Origin of the sequence: Streptomyces sp. NBC_01142, assembly GCF_026341125.1 — a bacterium.
Lineage (GTDB): Bacteria > Actinomycetota > Actinomycetes > Streptomycetales > Streptomycetaceae > Streptomyces.
Genome location: NZ_JAPEOR010000001.1, coordinates 647,086 through 663,555, shown reverse-complemented (window position 1 = coordinate 663,555; position 16,470 = coordinate 647,086). Strand labels below are relative to the sequence as shown.

16 protein-coding genes are annotated in these 16,470 nt (G+C 70.9%); 11 read left to right on the top strand and 5 right to left on the bottom strand.

The features are described 5' to 3' along the window. Positions 1-70: 70 nt before the first annotated feature. A complete protein-coding gene (locus tag OG883_RS03285; RefSeq protein ID WP_266534691.1) occupies positions 71-901 on the top strand; it encodes a purine-nucleoside phosphorylase in 831 nt (276 codons plus the stop codon). A 590-nt stretch (positions 902-1,491) separates the two neighbouring features. After that, positions 1,492-3,156, top strand: a complete 1,665-nt coding sequence (locus tag OG883_RS03280) for a phospho-sugar mutase (protein ID WP_266534688.1) — start codon at positions 1,492-1,494, stop codon at positions 3,154-3,156. Positions 3,157-3,366: 210 nt separating this feature from the next. On the opposite strand, the gene OG883_RS03275 is transcribed toward OG883_RS03280, so the two are convergent. Further along, entirely contained in the window at positions 3,367-3,966 is a 600-nt protein-coding gene (locus OG883_RS03275) for a PH domain-containing protein (RefSeq protein ID WP_266534685.1), read from the bottom strand. Between the two features lie 236 nt (positions 3,967-4,202). On the opposite strand from OG883_RS03275, the gene deoC reads away from it, so the two are divergent. The 4 genes from deoC (at position 4,203) to OG883_RS03255 (ending at position 8,384) form a co-directional block, all read left to right on the top strand. After that, positions 4,203-5,150: a deoxyribose-phosphate aldolase gene (gene deoC, locus OG883_RS03270; RefSeq protein ID WP_266541198.1), complete on the top strand. Its 948-nt coding sequence runs from the start codon at positions 4,203-4,205 to the stop codon at positions 5,148-5,150. After that, a complete protein-coding gene (locus OG883_RS03265; RefSeq protein WP_266541193.1) occupies positions 5,150-6,586 on the top strand; it encodes an aldehyde dehydrogenase family protein in 1,437 nt (478 codons plus the stop codon). Before deoC ends, OG883_RS03265 begins: the two co-directional genes overlap by 1 nt. After that, positions 6,579-7,490 carry an aldehyde dehydrogenase gene (locus tag OG883_RS03260; protein ID WP_266534682.1) on the top strand — a complete coding sequence of 304 codons (912 nt, stop codon included), beginning with the start codon at positions 6,579-6,581 and terminating at the stop codon, positions 7,488-7,490. The genes OG883_RS03265 and OG883_RS03260 overlap by 8 nt, the downstream gene beginning before the upstream one ends. A gap of 243 nt (positions 7,491-7,733) precedes the next feature. Further along, on the top strand, positions 7,734-8,384 hold the full coding sequence (locus tag OG883_RS03255; protein ID WP_266534680.1) for a uridine kinase: 651 nt from the start codon (positions 7,734-7,736) through the stop codon (positions 8,382-8,384). 421 nt (positions 8,385-8,805) lie between these two features. Here the strand turns inward: OG883_RS03255 and OG883_RS03250 are convergent, their stop codons facing one another. Then, the gene (locus OG883_RS03250; protein WP_266534677.1) at positions 8,806-9,540 is read right to left on the bottom strand and encodes a SigE family RNA polymerase sigma factor; all 735 of its coding nucleotides are present in this window, start codon (positions 9,538-9,540) and stop codon (positions 8,806-8,808) included. A gap of 248 nt (positions 9,541-9,788) precedes the next feature. On the opposite strand from OG883_RS03250, the gene afsQ1 reads away from it, so the two are divergent. From afsQ1 to OG883_RS03225, 5 genes are all read left to right on the top strand, one after another. Further along, positions 9,789-10,466, top strand: a complete 678-nt coding sequence (gene afsQ1, locus OG883_RS03245; RefSeq protein WP_266534674.1) for a two-component system response regulator AfsQ1 — start codon at positions 9,789-9,791, stop codon at positions 10,464-10,466. A 43-nt stretch (positions 10,467-10,509) separates the two neighbouring features. After that, positions 10,510-12,129 carry a HAMP domain-containing sensor histidine kinase gene (locus OG883_RS03240; protein WP_266534671.1) on the top strand — a complete coding sequence of 540 codons (1,620 nt, stop codon included), beginning with the start codon at positions 10,510-10,512 and terminating at the stop codon, positions 12,127-12,129. Positions 12,130-12,161: 32 nt separating this feature from the next. After that, positions 12,162-12,803 (top strand): hypothetical protein, encoded by a 642-nt coding sequence (locus OG883_RS03235; protein ID WP_266534668.1) that lies wholly within the window; start codon positions 12,162-12,164, stop codon positions 12,801-12,803. 44 nt (positions 12,804-12,847) lie between these two features. Beyond that, the gene (locus OG883_RS03230) at positions 12,848-13,417 is read left to right on the top strand and encodes a VanZ family protein (protein ID WP_266534666.1); all 570 of its coding nucleotides are present in this window, start codon (positions 12,848-12,850) and stop codon (positions 13,415-13,417) included. 91 nt (positions 13,418-13,508) lie between these two features. Continuing rightward, positions 13,509-13,709, top strand: coding sequence for a PspC domain-containing protein (locus tag OG883_RS03225; protein WP_266534663.1), 201 nt, complete (start codon positions 13,509-13,511; stop codon positions 13,707-13,709). A 113-nt stretch (positions 13,710-13,822) separates the two neighbouring features. On the opposite strand, the gene OG883_RS03220 is transcribed toward OG883_RS03225, so the two are convergent. The 3 genes from OG883_RS03220 to OG883_RS03210 form a co-directional block, all read right to left on the bottom strand. Further along, positions 13,823-14,620 carry a hypothetical protein gene (locus tag OG883_RS03220; RefSeq protein WP_266534660.1) on the bottom strand — a complete coding sequence of 266 codons (798 nt, stop codon included), beginning with the start codon at positions 14,618-14,620 and terminating at the stop codon, positions 13,823-13,825. A gap of 72 nt (positions 14,621-14,692) precedes the next feature. Then, on the bottom strand, positions 14,693-14,983 hold the full coding sequence (locus OG883_RS03215; protein WP_266534658.1) for a hypothetical protein: 291 nt from the start codon (positions 14,981-14,983) through the stop codon (positions 14,693-14,695). Between the two features lie 124 nt (positions 14,984-15,107). After that, the gene (locus OG883_RS03210; RefSeq protein ID WP_266534655.1) at positions 15,108-16,262 is read right to left on the bottom strand and encodes an adenosine deaminase; all 1,155 of its coding nucleotides are present in this window, start codon (positions 16,260-16,262) and stop codon (positions 15,108-15,110) included. Positions 16,263-16,470: the final 208 nt, after the last annotated feature.

Here is a 16,470-nt window from a genome sequence, read left to right as displayed (position 1 = left end):
AGACAACGATCCGAAGACCGTGAGCTGCATCATCTACGCGCGTAGGGAATCACCGGTTACCCTCGTCGGCGTGAACGCATCTGTGAATCCGGACCTCCTCGGCGCTACCGCCGACCCCCTCGCCGCCGCTGACGCCGCCGCCGTGCGGCTGCGCGAGCTGACCGGCGCCGAGACCCACGACGTTGCTCTTGTGATGGGCTCCGGCTGGGCGCCGGCTGTCGACGCGCTCGGTGCTCCCGAGGCGGAGTTCCCGGTCACCGAGCTGCCGGGCTTCCCGCCGCCGGCGGTCGAGGGCCACGGCGGCAAGATCCGCTCGTACAAGATCGGCGACAGGCGTGTGCTGGTCTTCCTCGGCCGGACCCACTACTACGAGGGCCGCGGTGTGGCCGCGGTCGCGCACGGCGTGCGTACCGCGGTGGCCGCGGGCTGCAAGACCGTCGTCCTGACGAACGGCTGCGGCGGGCTGCGCGAGGGCATGCGGCCCGGCCAGCCGGTGCTGATCAGCGACCACATCAACCTGACGGCGGCCTCGCCGATCATCGGGGCGAACTTCGTGGACCTGACGGACCTGTACTCGCCGCGCCTGCGGGCGCTGTGCAAGGAGGTGGACGAGACGCTCGAGGAGGGTGTGTACGTCCAGTTCCCCGGCCCGCACTACGAGACGCCGGCCGAGATCAACATGGTCCGCGTGCTCGGCGGCGACCTGGTCGGCATGTCCACGGTGCTCGAGGCGATCGCGGCGCGCGAGGCGGGCGCGGAGGTGCTGGGCATCTCCCTGGTCACGAACCTGGCGGCGGGGCTCACCGGCGAGCCGCTGAACCACGAGGAAGTACTCCAGGCGGGCCGCGACTCGGCGGCCCGGATGGGCGAGCTGCTGACGCGGGTCCTCGACCGGATCTGACGGGCCCGACGGCGGGGGGTCTGCCCACCCACCCGCCCTCGGGTCGTGGGAGTGCGGGGCACCGCCACGTCCCGGCTCCGCACCGCCCGACGGGGTGCGGCGCCGTACCGGGCCGGGCGGCAGCTGCTGCGCACGGCGGAGGCTTCGGGTAACAGGGTCCCTGCCGGGGACGGCGGCTACGAGGCAGCCGTCCCGGTACCTGAAGCAGGCAGCGAGCCCGGTGTCCGCGCGACGCCGCCGACCGCGCGCAGCGCGGGCACCCGGGGCACCGGCCCCGGCGGGTCAACAGCCGCGCACCGCACGCCGGGCGCAAGGGCGCAGGCGCGGGCGCGGGCGCACACGGCAGCTTCGCGCCCGCACGGGCAGGGGTTCGCACGGAACCCGGCCGCCCGGACGGGCTCCGGCAGGATGCGGGGGCGGAAGGCGCGGGCTCGCGCCAAAAACCCCGCATGGCGGAACCCCGCGGCTTCGCTCCGGCGGATCGCGGGTACAGGACAGCCCCACGGCCCTGCGGTGTGCCGTGGGATCGGGGGCGGCCACCCGGACACCATGGGTGGGGCGACGGATGACACACGAGAGGCGGACCAACCGTGCAGCAGGACCTCATCGCGCGGGCCAACACGTGGTTGGCGGAGGACCCGGACAGTGAGACCCGGGAGGAGCTCGGGAAGCTGATCGAGGCCCAGGACCTCGACGAGCTCGCCGCGCGGTTCAGCGGGACGCTGCAGTTCGGGACGGCCGGGCTGCGCGGGGAGCTCGGGGCCGGGCCGATGCGGATGAACCGCGCCGTGGTCATCCGGGCCGCGGCCGGACTCGCCGCCTATCTCAAGGCGAAGGGGCAGGGAGACGGGCTCGTCGTCATCGGGTACGACGCCCGGTACAAGTCCGCCGACTTCGCCCGCGACACCGCCGCCGTCATGGTCGGCGCCGGGCTTCGCGCCGCCGTGCTGCCGCGGCCGCTGCCCACGCCCGTGCTGGCCTTCGCCATAAGGCAGTTGGGGGCCGTCGCCGGCGTCGAGGTCACCGCCAGCCACAACCCGCCGCGCGACAACGGCTACAAGGTCTACCTCGGCGACGGCTCGCAGATCGTGCCGCCCGCCGACGCGGAGATCGCCGCCGGAATCGACGCCGTCCGCAGCCTCCACGACGTGCCCCGCGCCGAACACGGCTGGACCACCCTCGGCGACGAGGTCCTGGACGCCTATCTGGCGCGTACGGACGCCGTCCTCGGCACCCGCACCCCGCGCACGGCCCACGTCGTCTACACCGCCATGCACGGCGTCGGCAAGGACGTACTGACCGCCGCCTTCGCCCGCGCCGGATTCCCCGCGCCCACCCTCGTACAGGAGCAGGCCGAGCCCGACCCGGCGTTCCCGACCGTCGCGTTCCCCAACCCGGAGGAGCCGGGGGCGATGGATCTCGCCTTCGAGACCGCCCGCCGGGTCCAGCCGGACCTCGTCATCGCCAACGACCCGGACGCGGACCGGTGCGCCGTCGCCGTTCCCGACAACGGCGTCGAGGGCGGCTGGCGCATGCTCCGCGGCGACGAGGTCGGCGCGCTGCTCGCCGCCCACCTTGTCCGCAACGGGGTGTCTCCGCGGGACGAGCACAGCACCTTCGCCGAGTCGATCGTGTCCTCGTCCCTGCTGGGGCGGATCGCGGAGGCGGCGGGGCTGCCGTACGAGGAAACGCTGACCGGCTTCAAGTGGATCGCCCGCGTCGAGGGTCTGCGGTACGGCTACGAGGAGGCGCTCGGCTACTGCGTCGACCCCGAGGGCGTACGCGACAAGGACGGCATCACCGCCGCGCTGCTCGTCGCCGAGATGGCCTCTGAGCTGAAGGAGCAGGGCCGCACCCTCACCGATCTGCTCGACGACCTCGCCGTCGCGCACGGTCTGCACGCCACCGATCAGCTGTCGGTGCGGGTCGAGGATCTGAGCATCATCGCGGACGCGATGCGGGCGCTGCGCGAGCAGCCGCCGACCGAACTCGCCGGGCTGCGGGTCGTCACCGCCGAGGACCTGACCCGCGGCACGGACAAGCTGCCGCCGACGGACGGGCTGCGCTACTACCTCGAGGGCGAGTTCAAGGCCCGGGTCATCGTCCGGCCGAGCGGCACCGAGCCGAAGCTCAAGTGCTACCTGGAGGTCGTGGTGCCGGTCGCGGACGCGAGCGAGCTGGCCACTGCCCGGGAGCGGGCCACGGAGGTCCTCGGCTCGATCAAGCGGGACCTGGCGGAGGCCGCCGGTATCTGACCGCCCGTGCGGGTGAGTCCATCGCCCGACCAGTCTTCGGAGCAGCCGCGGTGTTCCCCACCGCGGCTGCTCGGCGCACCGTGGCACCACCTCCCCTGGGCGCCTACCACGGCCGGCGATCGGCGGCCGGCAGGAAACGGTGACGATCACCGACGCTCAGCCGGCCTCCGGCACTCGGCCGTTCACCGACGCTCAGCCGGTCTCCGGCACTCAGCCGATCGCCAGCAGCACCGCGAGCAGCACCGCCCCGGCCGCCGCGGGCGCCACGACCTCGTACGCCCAGCGGATCTGCGGCTCACCCTTCGCGCCCGGCGCCGACGCGTTGCGCTTCGCCAGCTCCCGCAACTCCGCGACCGTCCGGTCCCCGGAGGCCATCTGCACCTCGTGGTCGGGGACGTCCGCCGCTGCGGAGGAGCGGCGGAGGGCACGGTTGCGCTGGCGCAGCGACACGGGGACGGCCCACAGCTGGTACTTCGTACCGTCCTGTGTGAAGACCTCGCTGGAGTACCCGGCCCGCACATTGGCGACGGCCGCCCACGGGAGGGTGATCGTCCGCCACGGGTTTCTGATGCGCAGCCGGTCGTCGTTGGCGAAGACCGCGGGCCGCAGTGTGTACGCGACCACGAGCGGCACCGCGAGCAGCGCCCCGGCGAGAGCGAGCCACGGCGTACGCCCTTCGCCCCGGACAAGGGCGTCAGAGGCCATCCAGGCGACGAGCGCGAGCAGCAGCACCCCGCCCGCCATCGCGGCGGGGGATCGGAAGACCCGGTCGGCGTAGGTGGGCTCGGCGGGCTGATGGGGGCTCGTCATGCCTCCGATTCTGCCGTACGCCCGCGTCACGGATCCGATCCGCCCTTCGCGCTGTCCGGCCCGGCCTCTCGCCCGGCCTCCGGCCCGGCCTCTCGCCCGGCTCCCGCCCAGCCCCGCTCGGGCTCTCGCCCTGCCTCAGGCCATGCTGCGGGCCCTGCTCCGGGAGGGATCAAGGAGCCGTTGCCCACACCCCCTGTACAGGTCGCTACGCGCGTAGATATGCTCATCTGGTGACCATGCCCACCACCACACCCGCATTCGCTGACGTGACCGCGTCCGACAGCACACTGCGCCGCTTCCTCCATGGCCTCCCCGGCGTCGACGCCGTCGGCCTGGAGGCCCGCGCCGCAGGGCTCGGTACGCGTTCGATCAAGACCACGGCCAAGGCGTACGCCATCGATCTGGCCATCTCCATGATCGATCTGACGACCCTCGAAGGCGCGGACACCCCGGGCAAGGTCCGGGCGCTCGCCGCCAAGGCCGTTCATCCCGATCCCACCGACCGTACGACCCCGACGACCGCCGCGGTCTGCGTCTACCCCGACATGGCGGCCATCGCCAAGGAGGCCCTGAAGGGCTCCGGCGTCAAGGTCGCCTCCGTCGCCACCGCCTTCCCGGCCGGCCGTGCCGCACTCGACGTGAAGCTCGCGGACACCCGCGACGCCGTCGCCGCCGGGGCCGACGAGATCGACATGGTGATCGACCGAGGAGCCTTCCTCTCGGGTCGATACTTGAAGGTGTACGACGAGATCCGCGCCGTGAAGGAGGCCTCCGGCCCCGCCCGGCTGAAGGTCATCTTCGAGACCGGCGAGCTCTCCACGTACGACAACATCCGCCGCGCTTCCTGGCTCGGCATGCTGGCCGGCGCGGACTTCATCAAGACCTCGACCGGCAAGGTCGCGGTCAACGCCACCCCGGCCAACACGCTCCTGATGCTGGAGGCGGTGCGCGACTTCCGCGCGCAGACCGGCATCCAGATCGGCGTGAAGCCCGCGGGCGGCATCCGCACCACCAAGGACGCCATCAAGTTCCTCGTCCTGGTCAACGAGACCGTCGGCGAGGACTGGCTGGACAACCACTGGTTCCGCTTCGGCGCGTCGAGCCTGCTGAACGACCTGCTGATGCAGCGTCAGAAGCTGGCGACCGGCCGCTACTCCGGCCCCGACTACGTGACGGTGGACTGATCACCATGGCTTTTGAGTACGCACCCGCACCCGAGTCGCGCTCGGTCGTCGACATCGCGCCGAACTACGGCCTGTTCATCGACGGTGAGTTCACCGACGCCGCCGACGGCAAGGTCTTCAAGACCGTCTCGCCGAGCACCGAGGAGGTGCTCTCCGAGGTTGCCCAGGCCGGCGCCGAGGACGTGGACCGCGCGGTGAAGGCAGCCCGCAAGGCGTTCGAGAAGTGGTCGGCGCTGCCCGGCACGGAGCGCGCCAAGTACCTGTTCCGTATCGCGCGGATCATCCAGGAGCGCTCGCGCGAGCTGGCAGTCCTGGAGACCCTCGACAACGGCAAGCCGATCAAGGAGACCCGCGACTCGGACCTCCCCCTGGTCGCGGCGCACTTCTTCTACTACGCGGGCTGGGCCGACAAGCTCGACCACGCCGGCTACGGACCGAACCCGGCGCCGCTCGGCGTCGCCGGCCAGGTCATCCCGTGGAACTTCCCGCTGCTGATGCTGGCGTGGAAGATCGCCCCGGCGCTGGCCACCGGCAACACCGTCGTCCTCAAGCCCGCCGAGACGACTCCCCTCTCCGCCCTCTTCTTCGCGGACATCTGCCGCCAGGCGGGCCTGCCGAGGGGTGTTGTCAACATCCTTCCGGGCTACGGAGACGCCGGCGCCGCGCTCGTCGAGCACCCCGACGTCAACAAGGTCGCCTTCACCGGCTCGACCGCCGTCGGCAAGGCGATCGCCCGCCAGATCGCGGGCACCGGCAAGAAGGCCACTCTGGAGCTGGGCGGCAAGGGCGCGAACATCGTCTTCGACGACGCCCCCATCGACCAGGCCGTCGAGGGCATCGTCTCCGGCATCTTCTTCAACCAGGGCCAGGTCTGCTGCGCGGGCTCGCGCCTGCTGGTCCAGGAGTCGATCCAGGACGAGCTGCTCGACTCGCTCAAGCGCAGGCTGTCCACGCTGCGTCTGGGCGACCCGCTCGACAAGAACACCGACATCGGCGCGATCAACTCCGCGGAGCAGCTGGCCCGGATCAAGACGCTGACCGAGAAGGGCGAGGCGGAGGGCGCCGAGCGCTGGTCGCCGGCGTGCGAGCTCCCGTCGTCCGGCTACTGGTTCGCGCCGACCCTGTTCACCGGTGTCACCCAGGCGCACACGATCGCGCGCGACGAGATCTTCGGCCCGGTGCTGTCCGTGCTGTCGTTCCGTACGCCCGACGAGGCGGTCGCCAAGGCCAACAACAGCCAGTACGGCCTGTCCGCCGGCATCTGGACGGAGAAGGGCTCCCGCATCCTCGCGGTGGCGAGCAAGCTCCGCGCGGGTGTGGTGTGGGCCAACACCTTCAACAAGTTCGACCCGACCTCGCCGTTCGGCGGCTACAAGGAGTCGGGCTTCGGCCGCGAGGGCGGCCGCCACGGTCTGGAGGCCTACCTCGATGTCTAAGGCATCAACAAGCGGCCCCGCCGCGGAGCGACTGAGCGTCTTCAAGACCTACAAGCTGTACGTCGGGGGCAAGTTCCCCCGTTCCGAGAGCGGCCGGGTGTACGAGGTGACGGACTCCAAGGGCAAGTGGCTGGCGAACGCCCCGCTCTCCTCCCGCAAGGACGCGCGTGACGCGGTCGTCGCCGCGCGCAAGGCGTTCGGCGGCTGGTCGGGAGCGACCGCGTACAACCGGGGCCAGATCCTCTACCGCATCGCGGAGATGCTGGAGGGCCGGCGCGAACAGTTCACCGCCGAAGTCGCGGACGCCGAAGGCCTCTCCAAGTCCAAGGCGGCTGCCGTCGTGGACGCGACGATCGACCGCTGGGTCTGGTACGCGGGCTGGACGGACAAGATCGGCCAGGTCGTGGGCGGGGCGAACCCGGTCGCGGGCCCGTACTTCAACCTCTCCACCCCCGAGCCGACGGGCGTCGTCACCGTCCTCGCCCCTCAGGAGTCGTCCTTCCTGGGCCTGGTCTCGGTTCTCGCGCCCGTGATCGCCACGGGCAACACCGCGATCGTCGTCGCGAGCGAGAAGTCCCCGCTGCCCGCGCTCTCGCTCGGCGAGGTGCTGGCGACGTCGGACCTCCCCGGCGGCGTGGTCAACGTCCTCTCGGGCAGGACGGCGGAGATCGCGGCCCCGCTCGCCGCGCACCAGGACGTCAACGCCATCGACCTCACCGGAGCCGATGACGTACTGGCGAAGGAACTGGAGGTCGCGGCGGCGGACAACCTCAAGCGCGTTCTCCGTCCACAGCCTGTGGACTTCTCGGCGGACCCGGGCACGCACCGCCTGACGGCCTTCCTCGAGACGAAGACCGTCTGGCACCCGACGGGCTCGCTGGGCGCGTCCGGTTCGGCGTACTGACCCGGATACCGGCCCGGATACCGGCCCGACCCCTCCCAGTCGGGAGCCCCCACCGCTCCGTCCGGCGGTGGGGGCTCCTTCATGTCCCGGATCAGACCGGGAGCAGGCCGCTCCGCTGCCCGGCCGGCGGGAGGTGACGCCGCCTGCGTGAGTAATCGCGAGCCAACGCACAGTAGGTGAGGTGTGACGCTGGATACCAACAGCTCCCCCGGGGGGTCCTACGGCCGGGTCAATGCCGCACACTTGTCTCCCGTGAGTTCCCAACCGATCCCGACCCGCGTCGTGCTGCTCGCGGGCCCCTCAGGTTCCGGAAAGTCCTCCCTCGCCGCCCGCACCGGTCTGCCGGTGCTGCGCCTGGACGACTTCTACAAAGAGGGCGACGACCCGACACTTCCGCTGGTCACGGGCAGTACGGACATCGACTGGGACTCGCCGCAGTCCTGGGACGCGGACGCGGCGGTCGCGGCGGTCATGGAGCTGTGCCGTACGGGACGTACGACTGTCCCCGTGTACGACATCGCCACCAGCGCGCGCGTGAGCCGGGAGGCGCTCGACATCGACCGCACGCCCCTGTTCGTGGCGGAGGGCATTTTCGCGGCCGACATCGTGGCGCGCTGCCAGGAACTGGGCGTACTGGCGGACGCGCTGTGCCTGCGCGGCCGGCCGTCGACGACATTCCGCAGACGGCTCGCCCGGGATCTGCGCGAGGGCCGCAAGTCGGTGCCGTTCCTGGTGCGTCGGGGCTGGCGTCTGATGCGTGCGGAACGGGGCATCGTGGCCCGGCAGAGAAGCCTGGGAGCGCACCCGTGCGGCAAGGAGGAGGCGTTGGGCCGCCTGGCAGCCGCGGCGGCCGGCCGCTGCCGTCGCACACCCGCGACAAGCAAGGCGGCGTAAGGGGCGGTCCCGGGGTCGGCTTTCCCCGCCCGCCCTGAGAGTGACAGCGGGGGTACGAAGTACCCCCGCGCCCCCGTCGACGCGCGGCAGCTCCGCGCAGCGACGCATCGGGCGGTCGGGCTGCCGGGCGGCCGAAGCACCCCGCTGCAGCAGGGCGGCACAGGGATCCGTCGGCCGGAAGCCGGCCAGGAGCTCCCCGTCAGACCGGCCACGTGCTGCGAGCGGCGCGCGGAACACACGAGCGGCGCGCGCGGAACACAAAGGAAAGGCCGCGCGGGACACAAAGGAAAAGCGGGGCCGGACAAGGCCCCCCGGCCTGTCCGGTCCCGCTCTGTTGATCCCCCGTGATCCCCGTTTCCCCCGTGGATCCCCCGATCCCGCCGTCTCCCCCGAGACGGCGGCCCCGTTTCCCCCGTTGCCTTCAGGCCACCAGCTCGCCGAAGGACTCTTCCTCGTCACGGCCGAAGCTGAGGACCTCGTCCTCACGCAGCCGGCGGAGCGACCGCCAGATGCTCGACTTCACCGTGCCGACACTGATGTCCAGGATTTCCGCGATCTCCGGATCCGTCCGGCCCTCGTAGTACCGCAGGACCAGCATCGTCCGCTGGAGTTCGGGCAGCCTGGCCAGCGCCTGCCAGAGCACCGCGCGCAGCTCCGTACCCCGCATCGCGTCGGTGTCGCTCGCCGTCTCCGGCAGCTCCTCCGTCGGGTACTCGTTGAGCTTGCGCCGACGCCAGGCGCTGATGTGCAGATTGGTCATGGTGCGGCGCAGATAGCCCCCGACCGCCGCCTTGTCGCTGATCCGCTCCCAGGCCCGGTATGTCGAGAAGAGGGCGCTCTGCAGCAGATCCTCCGCCTCGAAACGGTCACCGGTCAGGTGATAGGCGGTCGCGTACAGGGAGGCGCGGCGTTCCTGGACGTAGGCGGTGAACTCCGCCTCCGACAGGCTCGAACGCTCCCCCGTGGCCTCCCTGTACGCCGTCCCGTTGCCCCCCACGGTCGCGTCAACCACCGTCATGTACGACGGCTTGTGCTGACGCCCGGCGCCGCGAACGCACCCCCGCCCGTTCACCGCGCCGGACTTCTCGGTGCTCCGCGTGACGTCGTGGAGACGCGTGACAACTGCGCTTGAGGTGGTGCTGTGCAGTGCGTTCATCTCGCGCCCCCCGTCGAGTGGAGTCTGATTCGGTCCGTGTGACAAGAAGCTTGCCCGGGCAGTTTCATCGCGGTGTCCGCCGACTGTCACAGGCGCGTCACAAGCCCCGTTTCGGCTTTCTGGGTACCGTCCGGCGCCGTCCCGGAGCGTCTCGGAAAGAGCTCGAAGTGCCTGTGACACGGGGAGGAGTCGTGTGGGAGCGCTCCAACGGTCGAACTCCGGCTCGCCCATGGGCCAGAATGACCTCCGTGCCTTTCCTGTTGCTGATCGAGGACGACGACGCCATCCGCACGGCCCTCGAACTCTCCCTGTCACGCCAGGGCCACCGAGTGGCCACCGCGGCGACGGGAGAGGACGGCCTGAAGCTGCTGCGCGAGCAGCGGCCGGACCTGATCGTGCTGGATGTGATGCTGCCCGGGATCGACGGTTTCGAGGTGTGCCGGCGTATCAGGCGCACCGACCAACTGCCGATCATCCTGCTGACCGCGCGCAGCGACGACATCGATGTGGTGGTCGGTCTCGAGTCGGGCGCCGACGACTACGTGGTGAAGCCGGTGCAGGGCCGGGTGCTGGACGCCCGTATCCGCGCCGTGCTGCGGCGCGGCGAGCGGGAGTCCACGGACTCGGCGGCCTTCGGCTCCCTGGTGATCGACCGCTCCGCGATGACGGTCACCAAGAACGGCGAGGATCTGCAGCTCACGCCGACCGAGCTGCGGCTGCTGCTCGAGCTGAGCCGCAGGCCGGGGCAGGCCCTGTCGCGGCAGCAGCTGCTGCGGCTGGTGTGGGAGCACGACTATCTCGGTGACTCGCGCCTGGTGGACGCGTGCGTGCAGCGGCTGCGGGCGAAGGTGGAGGACGTGCCGTCCTCGCCGACCCTGATCCGTACGGTGCGTGGCGTGGGCTACCGGCTGGACGTCCCGCAGTGAGACCGATGCACACCGTGACGACCGACAGGAACGGAAACCCTCGGTGAGCAGTGCCGCAAAGCGCGCGATACTCGCCGGACTTCGCTGGACGAGCCTGCGGCTCCGTCTTGTCGTGGTCTTCGCCCTGGTCGCGCTGACCGCCGCCGTGTCCGCGTCGGGCATCGCGTACTGGCTCAACCGCGAAGCCGTACTGACCCGTACGCAGGACTCGGCACTCGGGGACTTCCGCCAGAAGATGCAGGACCGGGCCGCCGCACTGCCGCTGCGGCCCACGCAGACCGAACTGCAGAAGACCGCCGAGCAGATGGTGAGCGGTGACGCCGGCGGCTACAGCGTGCTGCTCATCGGCGAGAGCTCGGAGCAGAAGACCATCGTCGGCGTGTCCGACGCGGACACCTTCACGCTGCGGGACGTGCCCAGGGCACTGCGGGAGGCCGTGAACGACCGGCAGGACGTCGACGCGGGCAACTCCGTCCCCTACCACCTCTACTGGCAGCGTACCCAGCGCGGCGGCAAGCCCTATCTGGTCGGCGGCACCCGGATCATCGGCGGCGGTCCGACCGGCTATGTGTTCAAGTCGCTGGACCAGGAGCGCCAGGACCTCAACTCGCTCGCCTGGTCGCTGGGGATCGCCACCGCGCTGGCCCTCGTCGGCTCGGCACTGCTCGCGCAGGCCGCCGCGACGACCGTGCTCAAGCCGGTGCACCGGCTCGGTGAGGCCGCCCGGCGGCTCGGTGAGGGCAAGCTCGACACCCGGCTGCGGGTCTCGGGCACGGACGAACTGGCCGAGCTGGCAAGGACGTTCAACAAGACCGCGGAGTCGCTGGAGAAGAAGGTCGCCGACATGAGTGCGCGGGAGGAGTCCAGCCGCCGCTTCGTCGCCGACATGTCGCACGAGCTGCGTACGCCGCTGACCGCGCTCACCGCCGTCACCGAGGTGCTGGAGGACGAGGCCGACAGCTTCGACCCGATGATCGCGCCCGCCGTGAACCTGGTGGTCAGCGAGACCCGGCGGCTGGGCGAACTGGTGGAGAACCTGATGGAGGTCACCCGCTTCGACGCAGGCACCGCCCGGCTCGTCCTGGACACCGTGGACGTTGCCGACCAGGTCACCGCGTGCATCGACGCGCGCGCCTGGCTGGATGCGGTGGACCTGGACGCCGAGCGCGGGATCATGGCGCGGCTCGATCCGCGCCGGCTCGATGTGATCCTGGCCAATCTGATCGGCAACGCCCTCAAGCACGGCGGATCGCCGGTACGGGTGTCGGTGCGGCCGGTCGACCATGAGCTGGTGATCGAGGTACGGGACCACGGGCCCGGCATCCCCGAGGACGTACTGCCGCATGTCTTCGACCGCTTCTACAAGGCGAGCGCCTCGCGGCCGCGCTCGGAGGGCAGCGGTCTGGGGCTGTCGATCGCGATGGAGAACGCCCATATCCACGGCGGCGACATCACCGCGGCCAACTCCGCGGACGGGGACGGCGCGGTGTTCGTGCTGCGGCTGCCCCGCGACGACTCGGATCTGAAGGACTGCGACGAGCGCGGAGACACGGACGCGGACAGCGGCACGGACGGGGACACGGGCACGGACAGGGACGGGGGCACGGACGCGGGCCGGAACCGCGATCGTGATCCTGATCGCGGAGAGGAAGGCGCGGAGTGACGCCGAAGGGCCGTATCCGTACCTGTACGCGCATGCCGCGTGCCGCAGCCGCACTCGCCACGGTCCTCACGGCCGTCGTCGTGCTCGGCGGCTGCGGCATCAGGACCACCCAGGTGCCGGTCGACGCCGGCCCCGCGCCCTCGCGGATGCCGTGCGAGGTGTCCGGGGCGGACATCAGCCCCCAGGCACAGCCGCAGGGCGTCCCGGTCCGCGTCTATCTGGTCTGCGCCTCGCAGCTGGAGTCCGTGGACCGTACCGCGAAGCTGCCCGGCCAGAAGGCCGACGACAGCCGTGTGCTGGTCGCCCGGGTTCTCCTCGACGAGCTCCAGAAGGAGCCCTCGTCGCCGGAGCACGAGGCAGGCTTCGCCACATACGTACGCGGGCCGATCGTCCTCACGGGGCCGCGCAAGGACGACCCTGCGGGCACGCTGCGCCTGAGCCGTCAGCCGGAGGATCTGCCCGCGCCGGCACTCGCCCAGATCGTCTGTACGTTCGCGGAGAGCAGGGCGGCCACCACGAGCGGTTCCGTGCTGCTCGGCGGGCCCGGGGACTACGCGCCCCGGGGGTACCAGTGCTCCACCGGGACCAAGGAGCGGCCGGAGGAGGCCTTGCCGACGCTCGGCGCGTTGCCTTCGTCTTCGGCCTCCTCCACGGCTTCGCCCGGTTCCTCTTAGAACCGGGCGGAACCGATTCCTGCGAAGCGTGCGTCTTGGGGGGCGTGCAGCGTCAAGGTTCGGGCGGTAGTGCCGCCATCCGCTTCCGCGCGGCGGGGGTCATCCTCCTCGTCGCGCATCTGCTGCTCGTCGCATGGCTGGCGCTGCGCCCGCTCGACGTGCTGTGGGTGACGGCCGCGAACTTCGAGCCCCTCGCCGGGATCAAGGCCGATCTGGCGCTCGGCCCGGTGGAGGCCGCGCGCCGCATCGGCGAAGGACTGTTGCTGCTGGCTCCCCTCGGCATACTGCTGCCGATGGCGGGTGGCCGGCTCACCGTCTCCCCCCTGGCGTCGCTGGCCCGTACGGTCGCGGCCGGGGCGCTGCTGTCGCTGGGCATCGAACTGCTGCAGACCGGGGTGCCGGGGCAGGTCGTCGACGTGGACTCACTGCTGCTCAATACGACCGGTGTGGCCCTGGCCCATCTTGTCGTCGTGCCTGCGGGCCGGGCGCGGCTGCGCCGCAGGCAGCGGCGGGCGACTGCCGGTTCCACCCGGCGGCAGCAGGGGGCAGTCCTGCGGGACGAGGTGCCTCAGGGGGCGACCCCGACGATTCCCAGGGTCGGGATCGCCCCGTAGAGCGACGCTTTGCCCCCCTCGCGGAGCCACTATGGATACATCGGGAGCACAACGGAGCTGCTCCCCAAAGGTTCTCGCGAAGGAGCCCACCATGGCCGCCATTACCCGCCCCCGCGACGGACGCATGATCGGCGGAGTGTGCGCAGCGCTGGCTCGGCGCTTCGGTACCTCGGCGAACACGATGCGCGTGATCTTCGTGGTCTCGTGTCTGCTGCCCGGCCCGCAGTTCCTGCTCTACCTGGCGCTGTGGGTGCTGCTGCCGACGGAGAAGACCGCGACCGCGGCCTGGTAGTACGGACTCGCTTCGTACGGCACGGCACGGCACGGCTCGGCACGCCACGGCTCGGCACGGCTCGGCACGACTCGGCACGGCTCGGTGGAACTCAGTACGGAGTCAGTGGGGACTCAGCCGGCACGCACCTGGGCGACCTTCGCCAGCTGTTTGTCGGCGACCTCCTGAGGGACCCGGGGCGGCGTGCGGCGCGCCAGGTCGAGCGCCATGAAACGCGCCACGGTCGCGCCCTTGCGGACCACCACCAGATGGAGGGGGGCCACGGCACCCTCGTTCGTACCGACGGTGGTCCAGCTGACCGTCTCGTCGGCACCGCGGGTCGTGAAGTCCGCGGTTTTCACCTCGCTGTACAGACCGCTACGGCCGTCAAGGGTCGCGGCGAAGCCCGCGCCGCACGCGCTCACCGCCGAAGTGAGGCCGTCCATCAGCTTCTTGGCCGTGGCCTCGCTGTACGAACTGACCGAGGCGGACACCGCGAGGCCGAGGTTGTCGAGGGAGCCGAGCCCGCGGCTGACGGTGCGGATGGCCTGCGGATTCGGTTTGTCGCCCATGGCGTCGGCGAGCGGCTGGCAGCGGGGCTTGTCGGCGGCGGGCTGCCCGGAGGGGGCGAGGGCGCTCTTGTCGGCGGACACCTGGAACCCTGGCAGGTCCTTCGTGGCCAGAGCGGCCCGTTGCAGCTGGGATCCGGTGAGCGGCGCGGACGTATCGCCGGCCCCGCTGCCCCCGTCCTTGCCGGTCTCGGAACCCGTACCCGCAGACGCGGCCGTTGACGGAGAGGCGGCAGCAGACGTGCCGACGTCCGTGTCGGTGTTCTTGGCGGGGCTCTTGCCGTCGCCACTCGTACAGGCCGTGGCCAGCAGGAGCGCGGGGACGGTGACAAGTGCGGTCAGTCCGGCGGTCTTCACGCTCATGTGCGTGATCCTGGCACAGGCAAAGTGGGGCGCACACCCGATTCGGGTATGCGCCCCACGTCTTGGTGTACGTCAGCCGATGGGCAGACCGTCGGTGGCAGGGGCGGCCGGCAGACCGCCGAGCAGGTCGGCGGCCGGGACGTCCTCGCCCCCGGTGGGAAGCGCCTGGCCGTCGGCCAGCGACTGCACGTCGCTCACCGGAAGCGTGGTGAGAAGGTCCTGAGCCGGCGCGAGCTCGGTGACCGGGTTCAGCAGGGAGGCGGGGACCGGCGCGGGCGCGGCGGCGGCGGTACCCGCGGCGGCAGCGGCGAAAGCGGCACCGAGAACGGCGACACCGAGAGTCTTGGCAGCAGACTGCTTCATCAGGGATCAGTCCTTGGGACGGGGACACGAGCGGCTCTGCAAGCTAGCCAGGCTCGCGCGGGCGCCGCAAACACCACGAAGCGGCCGAGAGTTGACGATCCCGGCCGCTTCGGTATGGGTGCGATCAGCTCTCGTCGTCGGAAGAACCCCTGGTCGTGGCGGTCTGCCGGAACAGCCATTCGGATTTCAATTCGGCGTAACCCGGCTTGATCACGTCACTGATCATCGCCAGCCGTTCATCGAAAGGAATGAATGCTGATTTCATCGCATTGACGGTGAACCACTGCATGTCGTCGAGCGAGTATCCGAACGTCTTGGTCAGGAGCTCGAATTCACGCGTCATGCTCGTGCCGCTCATCAACCGGTTGTCGGTGTTGACCGTGGCCCGGAAGTGGAGTCTGCGCAGCAGGCCGATCGGGTGCTCGGCGTACGAGGCGGCTGCCCCGGTCTGCAGATTGGACGTCGGGCAGAGCTCCAGCGGGATGCGCTTGTCCCGTACGTACGCGGCGAGCCGCCCCAGCTTCACACTGCCGTCCTCGGCGACCGTGATGTCGTCGATGATGCGCACCCCGTGCCCGAGCCGGTCGGCGCCGCACCACTGCAGCGCCTGCCAGATCGAGGGCAGCCCGAAGGCCTCGCCGGCGTGGATGGTGAAGTGGTTGTTCTCGCGCTTGAGGTACTCGAAGGCGTCGAGGTGGCGGGTGGGCGGGAAGCCCGCCTCGGCGCCCGCGATGTCGAAGCCGACGACGCCCATGTCGCGGTAGCGGTTGGCCAGTTCGGCGATCTCCAGGGCGCGGGCGGCGTGCCGCATCGCGGTGAGGAGGGCGCCGACGCGGATGCGGTGGCCGCTCTCGCGGGCCCGCCGCTCCCCTTCGCGGAAGCCGTCGTTGACCGCCTCGACGACCTCTTCGAGGGTGAGCCCGGCTTCCAGGTGCTGCTCGGGGGCGTACCGCACCTCGGCGTAGACGACGCCGTCCTCGGCGAGGTCCTCGGCGCACTCGGCGGCGACGCGGAAGAGGGCCTCGCGGGTCTGCATGACGGCGCAGGTGTGCGCGAAGGTCTCCAGGTAGCGCTCCAGCGAGCCCGAGTCGGCGGCCTCGTGGAACCAGATGCCGAGCTTGTCGGGCTCGGTCTCGGGAAGCGCTTCATAGCCCGTCTCGCGGGCGAGTTCGATGATCGTGCCCGGTCGCAGCCCGCCGTCGAGGTGGTCGTGGAGCAGCACCTTCGGGGCGCGGCGGATCTGGTCCGCGGTGGGCGAATTGAGGGTCTGGCTCGTCATCTGCGCACTCTAGCCCCTACGCGCGTAGAGGGCGCCAGGTCGATACGTAACAGTGACCGTGCGTACGGGTGGAGTACACCTGCCCTTCTGAGACTGTTCTGCCATGGCACACCACGCACTACCCCTGTGGTGGGGGCGTCCGGCCGACGCGGCCGGAGGGGCGAACACCCGCCGTGAGACGACGACTGCACGGGAAGCGCGAAGGAGC

Excerpts from the sequence above, each read along its gene's own strand:
- OG883_RS03275 (WP_266534685.1), bottom strand. The coding sequence starts at position 3,966 with ATGACGAGCCCCCATCAGCCCGCCGAGCCCACCTACGCCGACCGGGTC.
- deoC (WP_266541198.1), top strand. The coding sequence starts at position 4,203 with ATGCCCACCACCACACCCGCATTCGCTGACGTGACCGCGTCCGACAGC.
- OG883_RS03260 (WP_266534682.1), top strand. The coding sequence starts at position 6,579 with ATGTCTAAGGCATCAACAAGCGGCCCCGCCGCGGAGCGACTGAGCGTC.
- OG883_RS03250 (WP_266534677.1), bottom strand. The coding sequence starts at position 9,540 with ATGAACGCACTGCACAGCACCACCTCAAGCGCAGTTGTCACGCGTCTC.
- OG883_RS03235 (WP_266534668.1), top strand. The coding sequence starts at position 12,162 with ATGCCGCGTGCCGCAGCCGCACTCGCCACGGTCCTCACGGCCGTCGTC.
- OG883_RS03225 (WP_266534663.1), top strand. The coding sequence starts at position 13,509 with ATGGCCGCCATTACCCGCCCCCGCGACGGACGCATGATCGGCGGAGTG.
- OG883_RS03220 (WP_266534660.1), bottom strand. The coding sequence starts at position 14,620 with ATGAGCGTGAAGACCGCCGGACTGACCGCACTTGTCACCGTCCCCGCG.
- OG883_RS03215 (WP_266534658.1), bottom strand. The coding sequence starts at position 14,983 with ATGAAGCAGTCTGCTGCCAAGACTCTCGGTGTCGCCGTTCTCGGTGCC.
- OG883_RS03210 (WP_266534655.1), bottom strand. The coding sequence starts at position 16,262 with ATGACGAGCCAGACCCTCAATTCGCCCACCGCGGACCAGATCCGCCGC.